The sequence below is a fragment of the Fundicoccus culcitae genome (genome assembly GCF_024661895.1).
Taxonomy (GTDB): domain Bacteria; phylum Bacillota; class Bacilli; order Lactobacillales; family Aerococcaceae; genus Fundicoccus_A; species Fundicoccus_A culcitae.
This window is the reverse complement of record NZ_CP102453.1, coordinates 1,390,960-1,416,862: the sequence shown is the minus strand read 5'-3', so window position 1 is coordinate 1,416,862 and position 25,903 is coordinate 1,390,960. Positions and strand designations below refer to the sequence as shown.

Genomic DNA, 25,903 nt, shown 5'->3' with positions numbered 1-25,903 from the left:
CACCCTGAGAAAAAATACCAACCACACAAACATAAGCGAGCATAGCGCTCAATGTGCTACGCCCGCAATTACAAAAACGAGCATAGCGCCCAAAGTGCTATGCGCGATGTCACAAAACCAAGTTAAACAAAGGAGCCTGTATGATGACGCAAATTACGCCGAATATAACTGAACCACAGATTTTGTTTGAAAGCCGTTTGTTGGCGGACAAGGATCCCAACAAAGTGGCTAGTTACCGCATTCCGTCGCTACTTAAAACGAAGAAGGGAACGCTGATTGCAGGGGTTGACCAGCGTCACGACCACCATTGGGACTGGGGCAATATCGACATGGTTGTGCGCCGTTCCGAAGATAACGGCCAAACGTGGGGACCGATAATTCCGATTGTGGACCTACCAACCAACCCGCAAGCCAAGCACCCAGAATATAATTCAGCGATGAATATTGACATGACGCTATTGCAAGACCCGACGACGGAACGTATTTTTTCGATTTTTGGGATGTTTCCTGAAATTCAAGGGTCTTATGGCATTTTAGAAGATAATAAACAACGGCACGAAAATAACCAACCACTGCAGAAAGAAGCGCAACACCTTGCGGTAGGCAGTGATATTTATTTGGCGGTTTATAAGGGGTCGGAGGTTTACACGGTGCGCGAAGAGGGGTACATCTATACGCCGGACCACCAAAAGACGGCCTACCGGGTGATTACGGAGTCGGCGCGGGCGCCGTACCACGATTTAGGGGACTTGTACGAAAACGACACAAAAATTGGGAATGTGTACTTTATGGATGCGCCGTTCCGGATTGCCAAGGCGATGTTCTTGTGGTTGTCGTATTCTGACGACGAGGGGCAAAGTTGGTCGTCGCCGCGAGATATTACGCCGCAAGTCAAAGAACCATGGATGGCTTTTTTTGGCATTGGGCCAGGCGTGAGTTTGACGCTCGACAATGGTCGTCTTGTAGCGCCGACCTATTCGACCAACCACCCTTATGAATTGAACGGCTCCCAGTCTTCCAGAGTTATCTATTCGGATGATCATGGGGAGACGTGGCAGGCGGGGGCCGCGGTCAACGACGACCGGACGTTGGCGGACGGCACGCGCATCCACTCGGCGACCATGGACGCGGTGGCGGAGCAAAATACCGAGGCGTCGGCGGTGCAATTGAACAGCGGCACCGTCTTGCTGTTTATGCGCAATTTGTCGGGCTATGTCCAGTCGGCTAAATCGATTGACGGCGGGCAAACGTGGGAAGACGGCATCACGACGCATACGGGTGTGACCGACGTCTATTGCCAGCTGGCCGCCATTCAGACCGTTCAAGAAGGCCAGGAATATGTCTTGTTGGTGAACGCCGACGGACCGCAACGCACCAACGGCGTGGTCCGCGTGGCCAAGGTCAACCCGGACGATTCGCTCACCTGGCTGGCCAAAAAGCCGATTCAGGCCGGCAAATACGCCTACAACGCCATTCAGCAAATCGACGCTGATCTGTTTGGTGTCCTCTACGAGCACACCACCGAAGACCGCACCGAATACAGCATTCTGTTTAAAACCTTTGATTGGGCGTATCTGACTGAAGAATAACCGAATAAATATCGCCGGTGGATGATGGGGGATGCTGCGGGAACTGTGGTGCAGACGATGAATAAAGCTAATCGGTCATCAAATGACTGATTTCGTGACCGAATAAAGCTAATCTGTCATCTGCGCAGGAAGCAAAGGACAGAATAGTGTTAATTTGGTTCTGTCCAAAATTCAGGTGAAAAAGGACAGAATAAGTCTATTCTGTCCAAAATTCAGGTAAAAAAGGACAGAATAAGTCTATTCTGTCCAAAATCCGAGTAAAAAAGGACAGATTAGCATTAATCTGTCATCTGCTCAAGTAGCAAAAGACAGAATAGCGTTAATCTGTCATCTGCTCAAGTAGCAAAAGACAGAATAGTGTTAATTTGGTTCTGTCCAAAATTCAGGTGAAAAAGGACAGAATAGCATTAATCTGTCATCTGCTCAAGTAGCAAAAGACCGAATAGCGTTAATCTGTCATCTGCTCAAGTAGCAAAAGACAGAATAGTCTTAATTTGCTTCTGTCCAAAATTTGGGTAAAAAAGGACAGAATAGCGTTATTCTGTCATCTGCTCAAGTAGCAAAAGACCGAATAGCGTTAATCTGTCATCTGCTCAAGTAGCAAAAGACAGAATAGTCTTAATTTGGTTCTGTCCAAAATTCAGGTGAAAGAGGACAGAATAGCCTGATTCTGTCCAAAATCCAGGTGAAAAAGGACAGAATAAGTCTATTCTGTCCAAAATCCGAGTAAAAAAGGACAGATTAGCATTAATCTGTCATCTGCTCAAGTAGCAAAAGACAGAATAGCGTTAATCTGTCATCTGCTCAAGTAGCAAAAGACAGAATAGTCTTAATTTGGTTCTGTCCAAAATTCAGGTGAAAGAGGACAGAATAGCCTGATTCTGTCCAAAATTCAGGTAAAAAAGGACAGAATAGCTTTATTCTGTCCAAAATCCGAGTAAAAAAGGACAGAATAAGCTGATTCTGTCTAGAATCTGGGTAAAACAGTATGAGGGAAATGAGTGACCGTTATTACTCCTCAGAATATTTGATATGACAATTTGGGGCATAGAGCGAATGGGGCTGTGCCTTCTATCTAGCAGAGTAAGGACAAATGCAACATTACATTAAAGGAGCATGACATGATAAACAAATTAACACAAGCGACGATGGTTTTTGAAAGCCGTTTAATTGACGATGCATCGACTGATCAAGTTGCTAGCTATCGTATCCCTTCGCTATTGAAAACTAAGAAGGGGACTTTAATTGCTGGGATTGACCAACGCCATGACCATCATTTTGACTGGGGTAACATTGATATGGTGGTGCGTCGTTCGGAAGATAATGGGGATACGTGGGGTGATAACATTACGATTGTTGACTTAGCGACGAATCCTCATGCTGAACATCCTGATTTTGGGACACCTGTAAATATCGATATGACTTTGATTCAAGATCCGACGACGGAACGTATTTTTTCTATTTTTGGAATGTATCCGGAAATCCGTGGCTTGTTTGGGATGTTGGAGGATAATCGTGACTTGGTGGAGCAAGGTAAAGAACCGTTGGATGAAAAGCAATTTGTTGATGGTTACTTAGCTTTGTATAAAGAGGGTGAAGCCTATACGGCGCGCGAAGGCGGTCAGGTTTTTACGCCTCAAGGAGAAGCAACGGACTATCGCGTAGTTTTAGAATCGACGCAAGCGCCTTATAGTGACTTAGGTGACCTTTATGAAAATGACACTAAGATTGGGAATGTCTTTTTTGTGACTCATTCGGCGTCGCCATTTCGGATTGCGAAAAGTATGTATTTATGGGAGTCGCATTCGGATGATGAAGGGAAAACGTGGTCGTGTCCAAAGGATATTACGACGCAAGTAAAAGCCGATTGGATGAAATTTTACGGTATTGGGCCTGGGGTGAGTTTGACCTTACACACTGGGCCACACAAAGGAAGGCTGATTGCACCGACTTATTCGACTAACCATCCGTATATTTTAGATGGATCCCAGTCTTCCAGAGTTATTTATTCGGATGATCATGGGGTGTCGTGGCAGTCAGGTGAAGCAGTGAATGACGACCGGACGTTGGCGGACGGGACGCGGATTCATTCGGCGACCATGGATGACCGTGAGGAGCAAAATACCGAGGCGGTGGCGGTGCAGTTGAATTCGGGGACGGTGATGCTGTTTATGCGGAATTTGTCTGGTAGCGTGCAATCGGCGGTTAGTTTAGATGGCGGGGCGACATGGGAAGAAGGGATTACGACGCATGAAGGTGTCAATGATGTCTACTGTCAACTATCGGCGGTGCAAACGGTGCAAGATGGGCAAGAATATGTTTTGCTGGTTAATGCCGATGGACCGAAGCGGACGAATGGTGTCGTGCGCGTGGCGAAGGTGAATGCTGATGATACGCTGACTTGGGTGGCTAAGAAGCCGTTACAGGAAGGCAAATTTGCATACAGTGCGATTCAGCAAATTGGGGATGATGCGTTTGGCGTGTTGTATGAGCACGCGGATGAGGCGCATAATGAATATTGTATTTTGTTTAAGCGTTTTGATTGGGCATATTTGGTGGAGGAGTAGAAGGTTAGTTTTAAATTGATAAAACCGCAGAAATCTCGAAGTGAGGGGATTTCTGCGGTTTTTTGATTTTAGTGGTTCTTGATTTTTTAGTGTTGGTAAGTTGTAGGCCAGCGTGACGCAGTCACGCCTGGCCGTTTTTTTTAGTCACAATTTTTTTAAGCAATTCTTTTTTTATTACTTATTTCATCTTTAAATAATAATGGCCGGATTTCTTTGTCCTTTTTGATGAGATTTTGTGTGATTAATATACGATATCTTAAGTTTGAAAAATTACGATAGCCATAACCACTTCGTTTAATATTTTTTATCTTATTATTAGTCCCTTCGATAATACCATTAGATAACGTATAATTTAAACTGTTTTTAATTGCTGGTAAATAACGATGTAAGGTTTGAATCGTTGTTCTTACCTTTCGAGGTAATTGATACTTTCGTGTTTCATATAAATCATGTTCAAATGCCGTGTAATTATGTTGTGCAATGTCTGACTTAAGGTCGTTCATTAAATGATAAACTTGTTCAAATCGTTTATCAAGACTGAGTAAATAGTTTACCATGCTTTTTTCAGTGACTAGTCCATCATATAACCGATGGGTTTGGTAGGCGGTGAAATCTAAATCCTCTCGATTCATTAGAATGAGTTTCCATTGTTGTTTAAGCTTCGTATAGTCTCTGGGTCTACTATACCTTAGCTCATTCATCACTCGTACGCGTTCTCTATTTAGTGTTCGATTGAGTAATTGAACCAAATGGAATCGATCGATGATAATCTTCGCTTTCGGAAAAATCTGTTGTAAGAATTGATAATATGGCGCATACATGTCCATTGTGACCGTCTTTACCTTTTGTCGACTTTCGTATGAGAAACGCATAAAGTAATCCCGTAAGGCATTTTGCGTTCGATCCGGTAGAATATCCAATAAAGTATGAGAATGGGTGTCCATTAAGATACAGCTCATGGATTGGGTAACACTATTCACTGATTTGAACTCATCGATTCCTAGGTGCTCTGGTAGATAATGTTTTTGAGCAGCGAGTGAACTCCCAGCTCGTTTCAGTTGAGTAGACACAGTATGTCGTGAGACAAATAGATGTTGGGCTATTAATTTCATAGATTGTACTTGAGTTAATTCCATGGCGATTGTACGCTTAATATCGTTTGAAATAAAGCAACCTTTATCCACCAAGGAAGTTGTTACAGTGGATGTTGTTAAGCAATGTTTACAGCGATAGCGTTGTTTCTTTAGTCTAAGGAGTAACGGTTGGAAATTAATATGAGTTAAGGTAATGGTTGATGTATCAAACCCATATTTAATCATATCATCTGTGGATTGGTTGATAGCACCACAATTTAAACAAGCTTTTAATGGATATGACAATCGACCTTCAATCACTTTACAACAGACATTCCGTTTCATTTCTTGGGTGATTGTATCAGAAAATTCGATTCTTTCGTCTGTAATATTAAGTAAATTTGCGATATAATGAGTGTTAGCCAAGTGAATTCTCCTATCTATGATTTTGAGTAGTGACTTAATTATATAGGAATTCACTGGCTTTTTCATATATTTACATATAAAAAGGTGTCAGTGAGATTTCTCTCACCAACACCAAAAATTCTTGAGCCATTTTAGTTGATGAGTGGAGTGGGCGTCGAATTCGGCTAATCTGTCATTTGCTCGGGTGGCAGAAGACAGAATAGCCTTTTTTATGGTATCCACACAGAAAGGTCGTCTAACTGATAGCGCAAACTTGTTGATGATAGGTGACAGGATTATTTAAAAGTAAGTGAATCATGCCCAATACTGAATACATCCGAATTGGTAATTAAAGTAATGACATGAGTACAGATGGTTGTCTTTATTACCGAGGAGCTCTCATCAACGAGAGTCTACCATAGCAATAACGAATGATGAGAAGTCATTGGGCATTATGGTACTACCTTTTAGCTAAAATTACAGAACAATAATAATTTTGAAAATCATAAGGTAGATATATCACCGATAACTAATATAACATCATGATTAAGTTCGAATAGATGGTTGTTTAGTGAAAGTTAAGCAGATTGTAAAAGGATTTGTAGGCGTGCAGAACTGTTATAACACAAATATGAATAAAAAAAATGATATATAATAGATTGACCAAGTAGTTAGTCCAGCGAGCATGGAAAGGGCTATCACTAAAGTTCTTACCTGACTATGACAAATTAAAAGACAAAACACCTTCGAAACGCTATATAGACAGCTTTCGTAAGGTGTTTTTTTATGTTATCCATTTATACAATTATGGATTAATCTGATTGAATGGTTTTTAAAAATGATTCAGTTATAAACTAATCAATAAAGGAGCACTACATTAGGTTTATGAAATAAAGATATCTGATGAATTTTCGAGCTGTTTTGCTGTATTTTTCTTGGCTACTATCATCAGTTTATCTATAATATCATGTCCCTAAGTAAATGATTAAATGATACAAGTTATACTAAAAAAAATTTTTAAGACATATTATTAATGTAATTCTGGCCAAAAATCTCCATTTGCTTCAATGAAATCATCAAGAATTTGTTTGGCAACTGTAGCGTTTGGTACTGTTTGATTTAGAGTAAAAGCTTCTAATGCTTTTTGGTAAGAATTTTCAAAAAAAGCATCGACTAATAACTTCTCAGATGCAACTTGAGCTTCCATTAATCCTTTATGGAAATCTGGGATGTCAAAACGTAGTGATATCGGTTCAACACCATTTGCATTAACATAACAAGGAACTTCAACAACAGCATCTTCTCTTAAATTAGGAATAGCACCTTTATTAGGAACGATTAAATTAAATCTACCGTTTTTATTATGCAAAAGGGAAGCTGCTATATCTACAATATATTGACCATGTTCAGAGCTCTTATAATTAATGCTATCCAAGTCTGTGTTAGTTTGAATTTTTTTAACAGTATCTTTAATTTCTTTGTAACGTCCATCCATAATTTGGTTGGCACGCGTGTATTCTGGGTTTGTTTGATTGAGAATAATATTAGGGTATAAATAATATTCTAAATAATTATTAGGTAAATTTGTAGGGAAATTTTCTACTAACATTTTCATATTTGTGTAAGTTTGAGCCCAGTTAGGTTCCTCGTTTGAAACATCTAATCCTTCAGATTTTATTTTTTCAATTATTTCAGGCATGATATCACGTTTAAGACTAACATCATAAATTGAATTATACCACCCAAAGTGGTTTAGACCATAATATACAGGTATCCAATTATCTCTATCATATCCAAAAGAATTAGCCACAATTTCTTCTATTGCAATAGTCATATCACATGCGTTAATAATCTTAGCATCAGGATAAGCTCTTCTAACTGATTCAGCAATAATTGTTTCTGGATTGGTATAATTTAATATCCAGACATCGGGAGCATATTGTTGGATGTCTTTAACTAAATTCAAAAATCCTTTCATAGATCTTAATCCATAAGAGAACCCACCTAAACCACAAGTTTCTTGCCCAACCACACCATATTTTAAAGGTATTTTTTCATCTTTTTCTCTCATTTCAATTTGTCCAACTCTGATTTGTGAGAAAACAAAGTCAACATTCGTAAATGCTACTTTTGGGTTTTCAGTTCTGACTAAGTTTATATCTAAATTATCTCTTTTTAGAATGAAATTAATAATTAACTCCATATCTTTGTTTCTTTGTGCATCATCATCGTAAAGTCTAATTTCTTTGACGCTTAATTCTTCATGATTCATTATCGTTAAAATAATACCTGGTGTATATCCACTCCCAGCTCCAGCTATAGTAATTATTAAATCTTTACTCATGTTTTGTCCCCCTACTCAATTTGTTATACTTTTAATGATAATATTATACATATATTTTTTGAGTTTATGGACTTATAATGAAGTAAAGATTACTTTTTCAATTATTGAAAGATTTTTAGTCAACAGAACTAGATGGGTATTAGACAGTTAACATAAATCGGAAAAACGAACATTAGACTCCATTATCAAATTATTCACCTTTGCAGAGTATATTTAATTATTAGGCAAACCTAGTGGGTTATAATTTTAAAATGTATTTCATAATTCCATGTTTTTTAAAGAGTCATTATTAATGTGTGTTTTTACTACAATAATAAAACTAGATAATATTAATTTTAAACCTTAATAAATCAACTCTCTTTAGGTGTACAAATAGGAAACTTTCTATATAATTAAGTTAAAGACAACTTACTAAATATAAGGAGGTCCATAGACATATTTTACTTTCCCTTACAATTCAATCAAAAAATTGTCGTTTAAAATGATGGTGTAATGATTCTGATTTACGAATAAATATCCTAAACGCTCATAGCATTAACTGTTACTGCAAATCATTAGGAAATTATTTTCTGTATATTTATATTACCTAGTTACAACATTAACCTGAGTTATCATTGTTGCTAGGTCAAGAAAAATTTTGTAATCAGGTAATCTCAGCAATTAAGTTCTTGTTGACTTAACTTGAACGATTCGAGACTATAGTGGTTTTATTGCACCTGATGTTTGTATATTCTGTGTATAGAAAGTTTTCATTTTATCATCTGTTGAAGTCTAATAATCTTCTTTTAAAAATTAAGATTTATTTAATGGTACAGTTTACTCATATAGCAATATCTTAACTAAAATATCTCAATGAAAGAATCATTAAGTATGATATGTTTTTGTACAAATAAAATGGATTAAATAGATATTTATTGTTGAGATATGAACTAATTTAAGTTTTCAAGAATAATTAAGGTAATAAAACAGATAATTTTATAATAATTAATTTGATAAGCTTGAAAGCTAGGATAAAAAAAAAATTTATGATTTGATTATTCATTTGATATATAGTTTATATAAAGTATATGCTATTGGATTTAACAAAGGGAGAAATTTAATGAGCTTAGAAGAAATAATTAACTCGGTAAAACACTTCACTGAAGCTGAAAAAGAGATTCTTAAATATATTCTAAATAATAAGAAAAAAATTACAACTATGTCTTCCACTACACTTGCCGAAATTACTTATACCTCGCCAGCTACTATTACAAGGCTGAGTAAAAAATTAGGCTGTAATGGTTTTAATGAATTAAAGTACTTAATAAGCGATGACATTGAGGATACAAATCGTTCTCTAAATTATTCCAATAGTTTAGAATTATTAAAAAACGATATCAATAGTACGCTTGATTTTGTAGACAAGAATGATTTATTAAAAGTTATAGATTTAATAAATCAATCTAGTAAAGTTTATGTTTATGGAACAAGTTGGGGAGAACGTAATTCATTAGAGATGTTTTCTCGAAATTTTTTAGCACTTAACATACATTTTTTAAATATTCCATCTATGACGGAATTTCAGTGGATTTCTAATAGCATTACTGATCAGGATTTAGTTTTTATTGTTTCATATAGTGGAGAGAATGAAGAAGTTTTAAACTTGGCTAAAAAGTTTACGTATAAGAATATTTCAGTAATTTCAATAACTCCGAAACATGAAAATAGCTTAGCAAAAATTAGCTATATAAGTCTTTATTATAAAGTCACTGAATTAGTTGAAACCCAAAGCACACGAAATTCAGAACATAACCTATTCACGACTCTTCACATATTACTTGATTTAATTTATAGATGTTTCCTTGATTATAACCATAATAATAAGTGATACTTGATTTTAACAACTCTTCTAACCTTAGGAATTGATGATTTAAAACTTACGGAATAGAGGATTCGGTTCCAACGACTAAAGGTTTGTATTCGTAATTTAGAGGATGTTTTATATATTCAGGTATTGTCTAAAAAAATCAAAAATGTGTATCGACTAAGCTAATTATGTCGCTATTTCAGAAATTTAAAATGTTGCAAACTTAAATATAACAATCAATATCATTAACTTGGAAGTTTTATTGGTTTGAGAAACAATATATTTTTAGTTTAATCTTAAAAAGTGTGACTCCCTGCGATTATAAACATTGGAATCTGACTAACTGAGAATGCCAATAAGTTAGCAGGCAAAAACAAGTATGAAAGTAAGTAAAAAGCAATATAGTCACACTGATATAAATGATGTGTAGATTTTTATTTTTTGTTTTTCCATAAAGACGGAAAATAGACAAACAAAAATATGGAAGACATCTCTATTAACTAATTACTCTTCCAGTAAACCATTTGAAATGGAAGTGGGTATAATTTTATTTCAATTACTCAATGCGATTATAATTAAAATGATTAAAAACAAAATTATAATTCATTAGTATTTATTTTAAAGTTTTTATTATTTGAAATGATAATATAATGGAATGTTTCAAAAAGTGAAAAACCTTCCAACGTCTAATGAGTCAAATAGAAAGCGATTAACTTTATGCTATAATATTTTTAATTTATGCTTGGTCATAAATTCTACTAAAAGTTATTATCTTATGAAAGAGGGTGTATATTTGACAGTATTAGATTTAATTGATACTAGGCAAGGAACAAATAATGATAGGTCCTTTAGTCATGGGAATACTCTTCCTAGCACTACAACACCATTTGGGATGAATGCGTTTGTTCCTCAAACTAGACTAGGAGATGTTAGATTTTTTAACTCTAATGATAAAGTTATTTATGGTATAAGACTTTCTCACCAACCTAGTCCTTGGATGGGAGACTTTGCTTTTATTATATTTAACTTTTTGGGGTTAAATGATAAGGAAGAGGTTGAGTTTTTAAAAAGTGAAGACTCAGAACTTGTTGAAAAATACAATAAAAGTAGTTTTAATCCTGATCACACAGTCTTTAAGCCACATAATTTTTCATACAGGAGACTAAGAGATCGTTTAGAAGTTGAATTAATACCAACAGATTATGGAGCATCTTTAAGAGCTGGAAGCTTATCAAAGAAAATCTACTTTACACTAGGTATTGCTGAAGATGGTAATCTTACAGTTAGCGATGATGGTAAGGAATTAAGAGGATATACTAACCAATTATCAGGATCAAAATATGGCAAGTTTGGCATGTATTTTATTGTTAAATCAAAAGATTGTAAATTTGAATTAGTAAAAAAATCAAATTATGTAGAAGATGAACATCCAATGGAAATGTATTGGTTAAAGGTAAAAGGTAATGAAACTATAGATTATATAGAGTTAGATGTTACCACTTCTTACATTGACTTGGAGCAAGCGGACATTAATTACTCATCTGATATCTTCTTTACTTATGATTGGGAAAGTAAAGAACAAAATTCAAGTGAAAAATGGCTTGAATATTTAGACAAAATAACGGTAAAACATTCAAATTTAAGCACACTAAAAACTTTTTATTCGTGTTTATATAGAACGGCTACGTTCCCTCAGAGAGCGTATGAAATTAAAGATGAGAATATAATCCATTATTCACCTTATACAGCGAAAATTGAAAAAGGCTATTTTTACCTTAATAATGGCTATTGGGATACATTTCGAACAAATTATCCTCTCTATTCGATAATAATACCTGATAGTATTCCTAAGTTCATCGAAGGTATATTAAATATTTCTAGAGAAGATAAGTATTTGCCTAAATGGGTTTCACCGGATGAAAGGGGATTGATGCCAGGTACACTTGTCGATGCTGTAATTGCTGATGCTACTGTCAAAGGGTTATTAGATAGGGAGATAGTTGAGGAGTTGTTAGAGGCAATGATTTTTAATGCCACTACACCTTCGGATAACGAACTAGAAGGTCGAGAAAATGCTGAATTTTATTTTGACAACGGATACATTCCTTCGGAAAACTCGGAGTCTGTTAATTTGACATTAGATTATTCTTATAGTGATTTTTGTATAGGACAAGTAGCAAATTATTTAGACCGAGGGGATATTGCAGAAAAATACTATAAATATAGTTTAAATTATAGAAATCTCTTTGATAGTAAAAGCAATCTTATGAAACCGAGAAATTTAAATGGTGAACATTTGACAGATATTTCTAATTATGAATGGGGGGGAAGCTATACAGAGGGAAGTTCTTGGCAAAGCAGTTTTTCGGTATTCCATAATATTGAAGATTTGATTAAGCTACATGGTGGAGATGAACCTTTTTATCAACATGTATTAGAGCTAATAAATTCTGATCCAATATTTGAAGTAGGTGATTATGGACAAGAAATCCATGAAATGTCAGAAATGGCTGCTTTACAGTTTGGACAATTGGCAATTTCTAATCAACCAAGTTTTCATATACCACATTTGTTCATATATGCTGGGTACCCTCAAATTTCACATTTGATTTTGAAACAATTGATGATGAATACTTTCAAATACACTGCTGATGGTTTTCCAGGAGATGATGATAATGGAAGTATGTCAGCTTGGTATGTGTTAAATTCCCTAGGATTATATCAAGTTACTCCTGGGACTGATGAATTTGTATTGGGAATTTCAATATGGGATGAGGCAGTTGTTAAACTACATAATAATAATTCCATTGTAATTAAATCTGATCCCCAGGAACCATACTTAAATGTTGTCGAAAGTAGAATGGTAAATAATATTAAATATGACCTAGAATATATCAAATATGAAAAATTAATGTCAGGTGTAATCATTGAACAAAAACTCGGAGTAATACCAAATTTATCTCAAGTCAGTGAATCAAAACGACCTTTTTCGTTAAATAAAATAATATAAAATATTGGAGGAAAATATGTTGAAGATTAACATGAAGAAAACTTTAAAACGACTTACAGTAGGGGCTTTGCTGCTGTCACTTAGTGTTAGCGGTGCAACCTCAATCCAAGCAAATTCAGAACCCGTTGATTTACGTATTATGTACTATCATGGTGCTTTGTCAGAAACTACAATTCAAAATGCAATTGAACAGTTTCCTGATTATAATCTAGATTTCCAACAGGTACCTGCAGATGATAATTATGATATGCAATTAAGAACAAGTTTAAATTCGGATTCAGCAGCTGATATTGTTGCTGTTAACGACAATATTCAAGATTTTAAACCTTATTATGATCGATTTGTAAATCTATTGGATTATGGGACAGGTGAATTGGAATCAACGCAAGTTGAATGGAAATGGGATTCAACATTAGCAGATGATGGTAATTATCAGATGGCTCTTCCATTAGATATCGGTCCAACTGCAATGTTTTATCATGTTGGAAACTTTGAACAAGCTGGCTTACCAACAGACCCTGATGAAGTAACAGAATTAATTAATAGTCCAGAAGCCTATATGGAAGCTGCAAAACAAATGAAAGAACAAGCTGATATCCCAATGTTCCAATCAGGCGTTGCGGTATTCTCAGAACAATATCAACAAATGACTGAACGTATTTATGATGAAGAAGGCAACTTAACATTTGCTAATGGACAATTAAGAGAAGTATGGGATTTCACAGTTGAAGCAATACAAAATGAATACACACTCGGAGTAGTTGCTAACAGTGCAGATGGTGTTAACACTACTGCAATGGGTTTATTTGGTAGCAAAATTCAGGCTTCTTGGGGAATTGCTGATTTAACAGATTCAGGAGCAAATCAAGGAGAATGGCAAGTTGCTGGAAATCCAGGTAATGCCGCAAACCAAGGAGGATCATATCTAGCAGTTTTAAATACTACAAATCATCCTGCTGAGGCAACTGAAGTAATTATGTACTTAACTGGTGAAGAAAGCCAAAGAATTAATTATGTTGAACAAGGATTATTTCCAACTATTACTACTATTTTAGAAGATGAAACGTTTGCTGATTCAACTAGTGAAATATTTGGTGAACAAAAATATAATAAATACTTCATAGAGTCAGCCAACAGTCTAGAATATATTGAACTAGATCCAAGAGAAACTGGAGCTAGAAGATATTTTGAAGATCAAATTAAATTGATAGAAGAACAAGGTAAAGATCCAGAACAAGCATGGAATGATGCTGTAAATCAAGTTGAAATTTATAGTGAAGGTTAGTAGATTACACATAAGTGAGAAGTCTTAGTGACTTCTCACTTATGATTTCATTATAAGGAAGGAGAAAATGTATTTATGGAAAATAATTTGAAAAAAGATGATAAGTTTCAATCTAAAAAAACTTTTACAGAGAAAATTAAAAATGGTTTTGAAAAATCTACACCATATTTATACATATCACCGTTTTATATTTTATTTATAATGTTCAGTCTATTCCCTTTAATTTTTTCGGTTGTACTAGCGTTAGGAAAATGGGATGGGATTGGGGAGATCACTTATGTTGGATTGGCAAATTTTCGACGGCTTGTACAAGATCTCAACTTTTGGAGGTCATTGAAAAACACTATTATAATTTGGTTCCTAGGAACATTTCCAATGCTGTTTTTATCGTTAATATATGCTTTCTTAATTAATCAAAAATTTGTGAAATTTAAGAACGCATTAAGAACGATTCTTTTTTTACCAAATGTTACTTCTGTAGTAGCTATTACAATCCTATTTGGAATTATATTTGCTAATTTTGGAGGTCTAGCCAATGGCCTTTTGGAATTTTTTGGGTTTGATTCAATAAATTGGTTACAGTCCCCTTTTTGGGTAAGAATAATTATAGCGTTAATAAATATTTGGATGTATATGGGATATAATATGATTATTTATTTAACGGGAATCATTAATATTCCAGATGAACTATATGAAGCGGCTTCGTTAGATGGAGCTTCAAGTTGGCAGATGTTTAGAAACATTACAATTCCACAGTTGAAACCTATCATATTTTTTACAGTGATTATGTCTACTATAGGCGGTTTACAAGTGTTTACCGAAGCGCAAGTATTAGTACCTACTGGTGCAACACCAGAAGGTGGAGCAGTTACTGTTATGTACTATATGTATCAAAACGCTTTCACAAATAATCAATACGGATATGGATCAGCAATTGCCTGGGCAATGGCTTTGGTTATTGTAATTATTTCAGCAATCAATTCATATCTAACTAGTAGGATGGAGGGTAATAAATAATGGGAAAAAATAGTAGTAAGAGTTTTAAATTTATTACATATTTAATTCTATTTATCGGCGTGGTAGTTTCATTGTTTCCATTTTATTGGATGGTTGTTCTTTCCAGCAAAGAGAATAGGGAAGTGTTTCAAACACCACCGAGCTTCACCTTAGGAAATGAATTAATTAACAATATAATGACTGTTTTTCAGGAAACTAATTTTGTAAATGCATTTTTTAATACATTATATGTTGCAACAGTTCAAACCGTTTTAATATTAATTTTTGCAACATTAGCGGGATTTTCATTTGCGAAACTTAAATTCAAAGGTAAAAAACTATTTTTTAATATACTTATGGCTACTATGATGATTCCAGGTCAACTAAATATTATTCCACAATTTTTTTTGATGGATCGTTTAGGTTGGGTTGGATCGTATAAAGCTTTAATTATTCCTGGAATGGTAAATGCTTTTGGAATATTTTGGATCAAGCAGTATTGTGAAGAAGGAATCCATGATAGTTTGATTGAAAGTGCAAGAATAGATGGCGCAACAACATTTCAAATTTTAAATAAAATAGTAGTGCCTATTATTAGACCAGCACTATCGTTTTTGGCTTTATATTCCTTCATGGGAGCTTGGAACGATTATATGTGGCCATTAATTATTCTTAATGATGAATCGAAGTATACTCTACAATTAGCTTTAACTCAACTTCAAGGATTATATACAACAAATTATCCATTAGTAATAACGGGTTCATTATTGTCAGTATTACCTATAGTTATAATATTTGTAATATTTAGCAAGCAATTAATTGCTGGTATTTCTGATGGTGCAATAAAAGGATAATCTATGAGAAAATACTTAGAATTAATTCTAAATCAAATTATGGATATTATTGCACTTAGTTTAATACTTATTTGTGGATTAATCACAATAGTTTTTTTCCCATATTCTGCGATTTTAGCAATTGAATATGATATAGAAGGTGAATTTAAATTAATTGACAAGAAGAAAATTTTAGTCTCTTTAGTTATTGGAGTATTCTTGATATTAGTTTTGTCAATCATCTTGTTAAATTTATATTTACTACCAACATATCCTGATTTAATAAAAGGTATAACGATAGGTCTTCTTTTAATAATTGCAATAGTAGTGGTAGGATTGTCTAACTCAATTTTATACTTGACAGCAACAAGCGATAATTTTGAGTTTAAAGAAATTATAAAAAAAGGCTTAGTATTATTCTATACTAGTCCATTGAAGTGGGCAGGTTACTTTGTATTTTTTTTACTTACTTTGTTTATTACATATTTGGCACCTGCTTCAATTATAATTTCGTTAGGAATTAATATTAAATTAATTGTTATTATATGTAATAATGCAAAAATAAAATTAATTCATAATTAATTTTATATATATTATCGAAAGGACAAATACATGAAGCCATACTTTACAAATGTATTAGACGTAATTTTAAAAAATGGGCCTATCAATAATAATAGTAAAACTGTTCCAGAGTATATTTTGCAAGGTGAAGAATTAAATTTACAAATTGTAATACCACCAATTGAAACAGATTTAGATAGTTATGAAATTATGTATGAATTGAACAGTGAAATTAAAAATTATACTAATTTGTATTTGGTGGAATTTGTGAAACCTAAAAATATTATTGATGAGCAAATTGATGAGGATCATATAATTAATTCTGATAATTTATATCCAGATAGACTGAAAAAGATAAACTTGTCTGGGTCAATAGAAATTAAAAAAAATGAATGGACAACCTTTTGGCTATCAATTAAATCTTTAGATTTTTATACAAAACAAGATATAAAAATAATTTTTAACCTTACTTCGTTCTCGAAAAAAGAAGAAATAACATTTAAAACTAAGGTTATCGACAAAATATTACCGAAAAGTAATATTTATCATACAGAATGGTTACACACTGACTCTTTATGTCAATATTACAATATTAATCCTTTTTCAGAAGAATATTGGTATGTGGTAGAAAACTATATTAAATTAGCATATGATCATTCGCAAAATATGGTTCTAACACCAATTTTCACACCTGCTCTGGATACTGAGGAAAATGAGGAACGACAAACTATTCAATTAATCAATGTTAAAAAAATTAAGGGAGAATATTTTTTTGATTTTTCTAATTTAACAAAATGGTCAAATATGCTTAAAAGAATTGGTATAGAGAATATAGAATTTCCTCCATTCTTTACACAATGGGGTGCAAAATTTACTCCTAAAATTATTGTTTCAGAGAATGGTAAGGATGTAAAAGAGTTTGGATGGCATGTACCCTATGATTCAGATAGTTATAGAGTGTTTTTAAGGAAATTTTTGCCAGAATTAGATAAATGGATTGTAGAAAATGGTTGGATAAATCATGCTTTTATACATATTTCTGATGAACCAAATAATGATTCAGTAACTAATTATCAATCTGGCAAAAAAATAATTTCAGAAAATTTACATAACGTAAAATATATTGATGCACTTTCTGAATTTATTTATTATGAACAAAATTTAGTTGATATCCCTATTGTTGGTACTCCTTCAATTGATAAATTTATTTCAGAAGATGTAAAGAATATTTGGTGCTATTATTGTGGGGTTCATAATAATAAAGTAAGTAATCGTTACGTTGACCAATACCCGCGAAGAACACAAATAATTGGATTACAGATGTATAGATATGATATTAAAGGATTCTTACATTGGGGGTATAATTACTGGTTTACTGAATTGTCAAAAAAATTCATAGATAGTTTCGAAAATTTTGGTGGAGAAGATGAGCTTCCAGCTGGAGATGCTTTCGTAGTCTACCCAGGCCCAGATTACACAGTATATCCTTCTATTAGATTGAAATTAATATTTGAGGCATTTCAAGATATTAGAATTTGTACATTATCAGAGAAGTATATCGGAAAAGATAGTGTTTTGAGAGTAATCAATGGAAAGTTACCGGATTTGGATTTTAATACTCATGGTAAGATCTTAGAAAATCTTACAGACATTCGAAATGAATTAAAATTAATGCTAGTAGACGAATGAAAAGATAAATATTTCAAGAGAGAAGATTAGTAATAAAAATATTTGAAGTAAATAAGGAGTCTAAAATGCAACACAATATGGTATTAGAAGCACAAACAATTGTATCTAAAAATTTTGAAGATACAAAAATAAAAGAATTATTCAATAATGTCTATGATGATGCACTAGTAAACACTATCAAAATTTTAGATGATGATTCTGTGTTTGTTTTAACAGGTGATATTCCAGCAATGTGGTTAAGAGATTCTGCCTGCCAAATAAGACCATATTTACCTTTCATAAATAAATATGCAGACATCAAAGAACTAGTTTTTAAATTAATTAAAAAACAATTTTATTATATTTCGATTGATCCTTATGCTAATGCTTTTAATGAAGCGCCAAACTCAAATAGATGGGATGAAGATCTACCACAACAAAAACCAATAGTTTGGGAAAGAAAATTTGAACTAGATTCACATTGTTTTCCAATTCTACTTTCTTATCAGTATTGGAAAATAACTGATGATAATTCAGTTTTTTCGGGTGAGTATTGGAAAACAATAGATTTAATTTTGGATATATGGGAAATTGAACAAAAACATGAAAGCAAATCGGAGTATTATTTTTATCGACCTGAAACAGATTATTTGTCAAATAAGGGTAAAGGTTCAAAAACGGAAGATACCGAAATGATATGGAGTGGTTTTAGACCGAGTGATGATCCATGTGAGTATCACTTTAATATACCAGGGAATCTTTTTGCTTTACGGTGTTTAACAATATTAAAAGAAATAATCAGTCATAATAATATGGATAGTAGTTTATTGTTAAAGATAGAAAGATTATATCAAAGTATAAAACAAGGAATTAATTCTTTTGGAATAGCCGTATTACCAAATGGAGAAAAAATTTTTGCTTATGAAGTTGATGGTTTAGGAAATCAATTATTAATGGATGATAGTAATATGCCAAGTTTATTGTCTATTCCTTTGTTATCTGATTTAGATGAAAATAATGAGATCTATTTGAATACTCGTTCCTTTATTCTAAGTAAAAGTAATCCATATTTTTTTGAAGGTAGTAAGGCATCAGGAGTTGGAAGTCCCCATACACCTGATAATCATATTTGGCCATTATCAATAGCAGTAGAAGGGCTTACTACCAGTGATAGAGATTTTAAATTAAATCAAATTAAAAAAATAGCATCTAATGATAATGATACATTGCAAGTTCACGAATCTTTTCATAAAGATGACGCGAGCCAATATACCAGAGAATGGTTTTCATGGGGAAATTCAATGTTTTGTGAACTAGTTTTAGATTATTGTGGATTACAAATATAATTTAAAGTAAGAAGTCTATAAACTTTGGAGGTAATAATGGATATCAATAAAGTAGATACAAGACATGGCACATTTAATAGAGAAGAACTGTCAAACGGAAACACTTTACCTTATACGGGTGTGCCATTTGGGATGAATTATTTTGCAGTACAAAATCAAAACGATTCTAATTGGTTTTTTGATCCAACACTTCCTCTATTTCAGGGTATACGACTTACCCATCAACCGAGTCCATGGATGGGTGATTATTGTAAAGTTTTATTTTCACCAATTACTAAAGAACCTAAAGTGTCAGACCTAGAAATTAACCAAAGTTCATACGATATAGATGATGCTATTTTTAAACCACACTTTATGTCTATGTTTCTTTACAGATATCGCCTAAGGTTTTCTTTAGTACCATCTAAGCGAGGAGCAAAGTTCAATTTAACAAATTATAGTGATGATGAATTAGGGTTAATAATACAAACAGAAAATGGTGCCGAAGTAATCTGTGATGAATTTGATAATAAATTATTTATAAAATTAACACATACTGTAAATAAGGATAAATCAATTTTGAATTTCTTTTTAGCATTAGATTTTGGCGATATTAATTTTGATGTTTTTCAATTTAATTCTGAAAATAAATTATCCGATTCATTGTCTAAAGGTTTAACAACCACTTGTAAGTCTCTATATATAAAATTTGATACTAAAATGAAAGACATTGAATTTTCATTAGGAACTTCTTTCATTTCGCAAGAATTAGCAATACGTAATTTAGAAACAGAAGTATTAAATAAAAACAGCGACCAATTAATAAATGATAATGAATCTGAATGGAACGAATTACTTAATAAAATTCAGGTATATGATAATAATAATCAAAAAGTTGATGATTTTAATTATTATTTATACAGGATTTTCTTGTTCCCGCAAACTTTCTATGAGATTGATAAAAATGAATCCCCAATTCATTTTGATATATACAACCAAATTGTAAAAAAAGGAAAATATTTCACAAACATTGGTTTTTGGGATGCTTATAGAACTACTTTTCCGTTGTATTCAATTATTTTGCCTGATCTCTATAGAGATGTTTTGGAAGGTATTCAAAATTTTTATGAATCTACTACGCATTTACCTAAATGGTTAAGCCCAGATGAGCGTGGATTAATGCCTGGAACGCATGTAAGTGCGGTTATTGCCGATGCAGCAGTAAAAGGGCTAATTGACGAAGAGCAAATTAAGTTTTTTATGAATGCATTGATTAAAGAAGCGGAGATTGAATCTGAAGATATTCATTTTGGTAGGAGAGGAGTTTCCGATACTAAAAAATATGGATATGTATCGATAAATGAGGAAGGTAGTGTAAACCAGACCTTAGATAATTCTTACAGTGATTTTTCTATTAGTCAATTAGCAAAATTGATTGGTGATAAAGAAACTCAAATGCTCTATAGAGAAAAGTCTTTAAATTATCGAAACCTGTTTGATAAGGATAGTGGTTTTTTTAGAGGAAAAGATGAAAATGGTAATTTTATTGAGCCTTTTTCTCCGGATGATTGGTCAAGAGAATATGTGGAAGCAAGTCCTTGGGTATCGAGTCTTGCGGTGTTTCATAATTTTGCTGATTTAATTACTTTGTTTGAAGGCAAAGACAACTTTAAAAATCATCTACTTGATCTAGCCAATAGCGAGCCAACTTATACATTAAGTAAAGACGGCAAGGAATATAATGAAATATCAGAGCTTGCAATAAATGGATTTGGACAAATAGGAATTTCTAATCAGCCAGGATTTCATCTCCCGTATTTATATGTATATGTAGGAAAACCCGAATATACTCAACTAATAGTAAGACAAATTTGTGAACAATTATTTTCTTCAAGTATAGATGGCTATCCTGGTGATGAAGATAATGGCAGTTTATCGGGTTGGTATATTTTTAGCACAATTGGTTTTTATCCTGTAACACCTGGAACGAATCAATATGTAATTGGGATCCCACAATTTGATAAAATTTGTTTGAATTTACCAAATGGTAATGTATTTACCATTAGGACTACAAACCATAAAGTACAAAATCAGTTTATTAAAAATATGAAGTTAAATGGTGAAGATTATAGTCGATTGTATTTAACTCATGATACCATTTTGAATGGTGGAGATTTTCATGTTGATTTGAGCTTGTTACCTAACGAGAAAGATTATAGTGAAAATCAATTACCATATTCTCTTAATACGGATAATAATGGGATTGATTAATGGAAGTTAAAGACTAGTTGTTAATTTACTATTAATAATAATACTTATTTTTAGGAGGGTATATGGCTTTATTAGTTTTTGATATTGGTGGCACATTTATAAAATTTGGAGTTTGGGATAACGACACAATAAAGAATGGTGGGAAATTTGAAACTCCTGATAATTGGCAGACTTTGAAAGAAAAAATGCTAGAAACAAAAATTTCTTTCGAAAAAAAATATTCGCTTGAAGGAGTGGCCTTCTCAGTACCTGGTTCACCAAATTCTGAGAAGGGTGTTATTGAAGGTGAGAGTTTAGTTGATTACTTACATAATTTTCCTATTTATCAGGAGCTAACAGAGATGTTTCATTTACCAGTTGAGTTTGAAAATGATGCAAATTGTGCTGCTCTTGCTGAAATATCACAAAAAAGTGATGAAGATAAAAGTAATATTTTATTTATTGTACTTGGCACAGGCATAGGTGGTTCACTAATTATTAATAATGAAATTATTAATGGTTTTAACAATTATGCTGGTGAATTTGGTTTCATGCTTATTGATGGAGAAGAGTTTAATTTTGGAGAATTAGCTACTGCTGTGGCAATGGAAAAAAGATATGCTGATAGAAAGCAACTTTTACATAATCAAGTAAGAGCTGAAGAAATTTTTGAGTTAGCATTAGATGGTGATGAGGATGCTAAAATAGAAGTGGATAAATTCTACTATTACTTAACTATTGGACTTTATAACCTTACAACCATTTTGAATCCCAATAAAATTATTATTGGTGGGGGAGTATCAAGTCTGGAAGGTTTTAAAGAGAGAATAGAAGACGAATTTTATAATTTATATCAGCGAATAAATCATTTTCCTTATTTTCCAACTATTGAAGTTTCTTCATTTAAAAATGAAGCAAACTTAATTGGTGCGGTTATTAATTTTAATAATAAAAAATAAACTAGTTTTGTTATAAAAGATAATATCCTAATTATTCAGGTTAAAAGATACTTTAATATTCATTATTAATACCTCCAGGGACAAACGTTCGTGGAGGTGTTTTATAGAGGTGGAATTATGCGATTAAATTACCGTAAAGATGGTATTTTTAAAATATTACAAATGACGGACACACATATTGGCAATATGCCATTTCATGCCGATGATGAAAAAACATTTGATTTAGTCAGACGTGCAATTCACAAACTAGATGTGGATTTGATTATTCATACCGGCGATATTATATGGTCGGAAGGGGTTAAGGACGCCGATATTGTTTTTAAGAAATTTATTGAGATTTTTAATGAAAGTGATATTCCTGTAGCTATTACCTTTGGGAATCATGATACCGAAGAAATCATTACACGCTCGGATTTACGCCAGTTATTTGATCAAACGGTTAAAAATAAAGCCGAAAAAGTTGATATTGCCATCTTTGATGATCGTGAAAATTATGTGATTCCTATTTATGATGCTTCAAATACTGAGATTCAAAATGCGCTCTTTGTTTTAGATTCAGGTGCCGCCTCCCCACTGCCTTTGAGTGAATATGATTGGAATCAACCAGAACAAGTTGAATGGTTTAGAAAAACAGCCCATACCTATTTAAAAGGTGACCATGTCAAGCGGCATTTAGTTTTTCAACATATCCCACTACCAGAGTATTGGCAGGCAACAGATAAAATTTTAGCAGGTGTCAATAAAGAAACCAACGAACGCATCTCTTCGCCCACAATCAATACAGGTTTATTTGCGAATATGCTCCTTAATACAGAGATTTGGGGGATGTTTGTGGGGCATGATCACGACAATAATTTTGATGGTTTATTTAACGATATCCATTTAGTGTACGGAAATGTCAGTGGCTATCAAACCTATGGTGAATTGACTAGAGGGGTTCGGATTATCGAATTAAATCAGCATACGCAAGACATTAAAACGTATACGGTAACTAATGATGAATTATGAGGTAAAGTCAACGTATCAACGTTTCATTAGATTTTTTTCGTTTATGGCTGAATATATTTTTCGTTTTATGCCTTTTAATTATTTATTTACTTATTAGAAGATTATGATTTAAATGAAATCTATTCTAGAACAAAAACATTAAATCGACTAAGCAAATTAATATGCTCATAAAATCTAGACTAAAATTTGAAGCTGAACGAGCGCTGCAAACATTTTAGTTAGATAGATAAAACCGCAGGAATCTCGAAGTGAGGGGGATTTCTGTGGTTTTTATATTTTAACATTTTGCGAGAAAATTAAAATATAAGTGCATTTTATTTAAAAAATCACTTGTATTTTGATAAAATGGGGTAAATATCAAAATAGGGGGTGGGATTGTGCATAAAAGACTTAGAATTATTAGTTATGAAGATTATGGCAATTTTGATGATATTTATTTGGAAAGATTTCATTCACCGTCTTCCTATATTACCGAACTAACCATGTATCTCTTTTCGACAAAAACAGAGGCTAGGATAACGGATAAGGAATTCAATATTTTTTTTGTAACTATTGCGGATATGCTTCCTTTAATTGAACAGATATTCATTAACAGTAAGGAACTGGTTGAGATTGGTGATGATTTACCTGTCAGTGCACATAGCAAGATAATCATGAATTTGTTAATTTCTGAAATAAAGAGTACCAATGATATTGAAGGGGTAAAATCGACTAGGAAAGAAATTAATAAAGCGGTCATGTCGGATAAAAAAATTAGATTTAGTGGGATTGTTAATCTTTATAAAGCTATTATTGAAGGGAAAATTATCAAAATAAATACCTTAAATGATTTTAGGGCCATTTTCGATGAACTTGTGTTAGATGAAATTGATGATACAGCAAAACCTGATGGGGAGCTTTTTAGAAAAGAAGCTGTTTATATCACGAGCGATTTAGGTACTAAAAAGATCCATCAAGGTGAACCAACCGAAGATAGAATCCATCAAAAACTGTTAATATTAATTGAGTTTATGAATTTGGATGATATTTCATTCCTATTTAAAGCGATAATAACGCATTATTATTTTGAATATATTCATCCTTTTTATGATGGCAATGGGAGAATGGGTAGATTTTTACTTTCCATTTATTTATCAAGAAAACTGGACGTTTATACGGGATTATCCGTATCGTAAGCAGTATACGAGAATAAATCACGCTATGAAAAAGCCTTTTCTGAAATGTCGCATCCCAAAAATAATGGTGAGATAACTCATTTTATTATCGATTTAATGAGGATAATCATCGATGGGCAAAAAATAATTAAAAGGCAATTAGAATTATTGAAAATGCAGTTAGATAAGGCCGAATCATTTATTGAGTCTCAACAATTAAGTGAAGAAGAATCAGGGATTTTATTTTATTTTTTCCAAAATCAGTTATTTGAAGATGAACAAGAATTGCTATCGAACATAAGGTTATCGGAAATCATGGAAGGAAGGAAAATTTCTAGAAGTAAGATTGACAAAGTGACCAAGCAATTAGAAACATTAGGTTATTTAGTTTTAGTAAAAAAGAAGCCCTTGGTTTATCAATTGTCGGAAGAAATGTTGCTGGTGATAGAATAACAGCGTCGTATGTTAATTATAGTACCGCAGGAATCTCGAAGTGAGTGAGATTTCTGCGGTTTTTTGATTTTAGTTGATGAGTGGAGTGGGCGTCGAATTCGGTTAATCTGTCATTTGCTCGGGTAGCAGAAGACAGAATAGCCTTAATCTGTCATTTACTCAGGTAGCAGAAGACAGAATAGCCTTAATCTGTCATTTGCTCGGGTAGTAGAAGACAGAATAGCCTTATTTATGGTATCCACACAGAAACGTCGTCTAACTGATAGCGCAAACTTGTTGATGATAGGTGACAGGATTATTTAGAAGTAAGTGAATCTTGCCGACCTGTCAGCGCGGATCAAAACTACTTCTTAAAGTGGAATAACCATCCCCTATTTATTCCACTTCCACTTTCCTCAATCACTCACTCCTAAAAAAATCTCAAAAAATTCCAAATAAATCTCTAAAAATAATAAAATAAATATTTCGTAAAGGAATTTGTGTTTACAACAAAAAAGATATACAATAAAATGACATGAAAATGTCATAAAGAGTTAAAAAACCGCATAATAAAGGCTAAAACAACAATTTCACCAAA

General features: G+C 33.0%; 17 protein-coding genes. 15 read left to right on the top strand and 2 right to left on the bottom strand.

Annotation, left to right across the window (positions count from 1 at the left end):
- Window positions 1-143: 143 nt before the first annotated feature.
- Window positions 144-1,589 carry a sialidase family protein gene (locus NRE15_RS06455; RefSeq protein WP_313794774.1) on the top strand — a complete coding sequence of 482 codons (1,446 nt, stop codon included), beginning with the start codon at window positions 144-146 and terminating at the stop codon, window positions 1,587-1,589.
- A gap of 1,121 nt (window positions 1,590-2,710) precedes the next feature.
- The gene (locus tag NRE15_RS06450) at window positions 2,711-4,156 is read left to right on the top strand and encodes a sialidase family protein (RefSeq protein ID WP_313794773.1); all 1,446 of its coding nucleotides are present in this window, start codon (window positions 2,711-2,713) and stop codon (window positions 4,154-4,156) included.
- Window positions 4,157-4,311: 155 nt separating this feature from the next.
- Here the strand turns inward: NRE15_RS06450 and NRE15_RS06445 are convergent, their stop codons facing one another.
- Window positions 4,312-5,655 carry an ISL3 family transposase gene (locus NRE15_RS06445; RefSeq protein WP_313794676.1) on the bottom strand — a complete coding sequence of 448 codons (1,344 nt, stop codon included), beginning with the start codon at window positions 5,653-5,655 and terminating at the stop codon, window positions 4,312-4,314.
- 1,009 nt (window positions 5,656-6,664) lie between these two features.
- On the bottom strand, window positions 6,665-7,978 hold the full coding sequence (locus NRE15_RS06440) for a family 4 glycosyl hydrolase (RefSeq protein ID WP_313794772.1): 1,314 nt from the start codon (window positions 7,976-7,978) through the stop codon (window positions 6,665-6,667).
- A 1,099-nt stretch (window positions 7,979-9,077) separates the two neighbouring features.
- On the opposite strand from NRE15_RS06440, the gene NRE15_RS06435 reads away from it, so the two are divergent.
- The 13 genes from NRE15_RS06435 (at window position 9,078) to NRE15_RS06375 (ending at window position 25,326) form a co-directional block, all read left to right on the top strand.
- On the top strand, window positions 9,078-9,845 hold the full coding sequence (locus NRE15_RS06435; RefSeq protein WP_313794771.1) for a MurR/RpiR family transcriptional regulator: 768 nt from the start codon (window positions 9,078-9,080) through the stop codon (window positions 9,843-9,845).
- 634 nt (window positions 9,846-10,479) lie between these two features.
- On the top strand, window positions 10,480-12,834 hold the full coding sequence (locus NRE15_RS06430) for a GH92 family glycosyl hydrolase (RefSeq protein WP_313794770.1): 2,355 nt from the start codon (window positions 10,480-10,482) through the stop codon (window positions 12,832-12,834).
- Window positions 12,835-12,901: 67 nt separating this feature from the next.
- Entirely contained in the window at window positions 12,902-14,119 is a 1,218-nt protein-coding gene (locus NRE15_RS06425; protein ID WP_313794769.1) for an ABC transporter substrate-binding protein, read from the top strand.
- 75 nt (window positions 14,120-14,194) lie between these two features.
- Window positions 14,195-15,136, top strand: coding sequence for a carbohydrate ABC transporter permease (locus NRE15_RS06420; protein ID WP_313794768.1), 942 nt, complete (start codon window positions 14,195-14,197; stop codon window positions 15,134-15,136).
- Window positions 15,136-15,969: a carbohydrate ABC transporter permease gene (locus NRE15_RS06415; protein WP_313794767.1), complete on the top strand. Its 834-nt coding sequence runs from the start codon at window positions 15,136-15,138 to the stop codon at window positions 15,967-15,969. The genes NRE15_RS06420 and NRE15_RS06415 overlap by 1 nt, the downstream gene beginning before the upstream one ends.
- Window positions 15,970-15,972: 3 nt before the next feature.
- Window positions 15,973-16,530, top strand: a complete 558-nt coding sequence (locus NRE15_RS06410; protein WP_313794766.1) for a hypothetical protein — start codon at window positions 15,973-15,975, stop codon at window positions 16,528-16,530.
- A 30-nt stretch (window positions 16,531-16,560) separates the two neighbouring features.
- Window positions 16,561-18,198, top strand: a complete 1,638-nt coding sequence (locus NRE15_RS06405; protein WP_313794765.1) for a DUF4091 domain-containing protein — start codon at window positions 16,561-16,563, stop codon at window positions 18,196-18,198.
- A 65-nt stretch (window positions 18,199-18,263) separates the two neighbouring features.
- The gene (locus NRE15_RS06400) at window positions 18,264-19,523 is read left to right on the top strand and encodes a glycoside hydrolase family 125 protein (RefSeq protein WP_313794764.1); all 1,260 of its coding nucleotides are present in this window, start codon (window positions 18,264-18,266) and stop codon (window positions 19,521-19,523) included.
- A 36-nt stretch (window positions 19,524-19,559) separates the two neighbouring features.
- A complete protein-coding gene (locus NRE15_RS06395; protein WP_313794763.1) occupies window positions 19,560-21,773 on the top strand; it encodes a GH92 family glycosyl hydrolase in 2,214 nt (737 codons plus the stop codon).
- 62 nt (window positions 21,774-21,835) lie between these two features.
- Window positions 21,836-22,711, top strand: coding sequence for an ROK family protein (locus tag NRE15_RS06390; protein WP_313794762.1), 876 nt, complete (start codon window positions 21,836-21,838; stop codon window positions 22,709-22,711).
- A 117-nt stretch (window positions 22,712-22,828) separates the two neighbouring features.
- Window positions 22,829-23,719 carry a metallophosphoesterase family protein gene (locus NRE15_RS06385; RefSeq protein WP_313794761.1) on the top strand — a complete coding sequence of 297 codons (891 nt, stop codon included), beginning with the start codon at window positions 22,829-22,831 and terminating at the stop codon, window positions 23,717-23,719.
- Between the two features lie 377 nt (window positions 23,720-24,096).
- Window positions 24,097-24,894 (top strand): Fic family protein, encoded by a 798-nt coding sequence (locus NRE15_RS06380; protein WP_313794760.1) that lies wholly within the window; start codon window positions 24,097-24,099, stop codon window positions 24,892-24,894.
- A 45-nt stretch (window positions 24,895-24,939) separates the two neighbouring features.
- Complete coding sequence (locus NRE15_RS06375; RefSeq protein ID WP_313794759.1) at window positions 24,940-25,326, top strand: hypothetical protein; 387 nt, start codon at window positions 24,940-24,942, stop codon at window positions 25,324-25,326.
- Window positions 25,327-25,903: the final 577 nt, after the last annotated feature.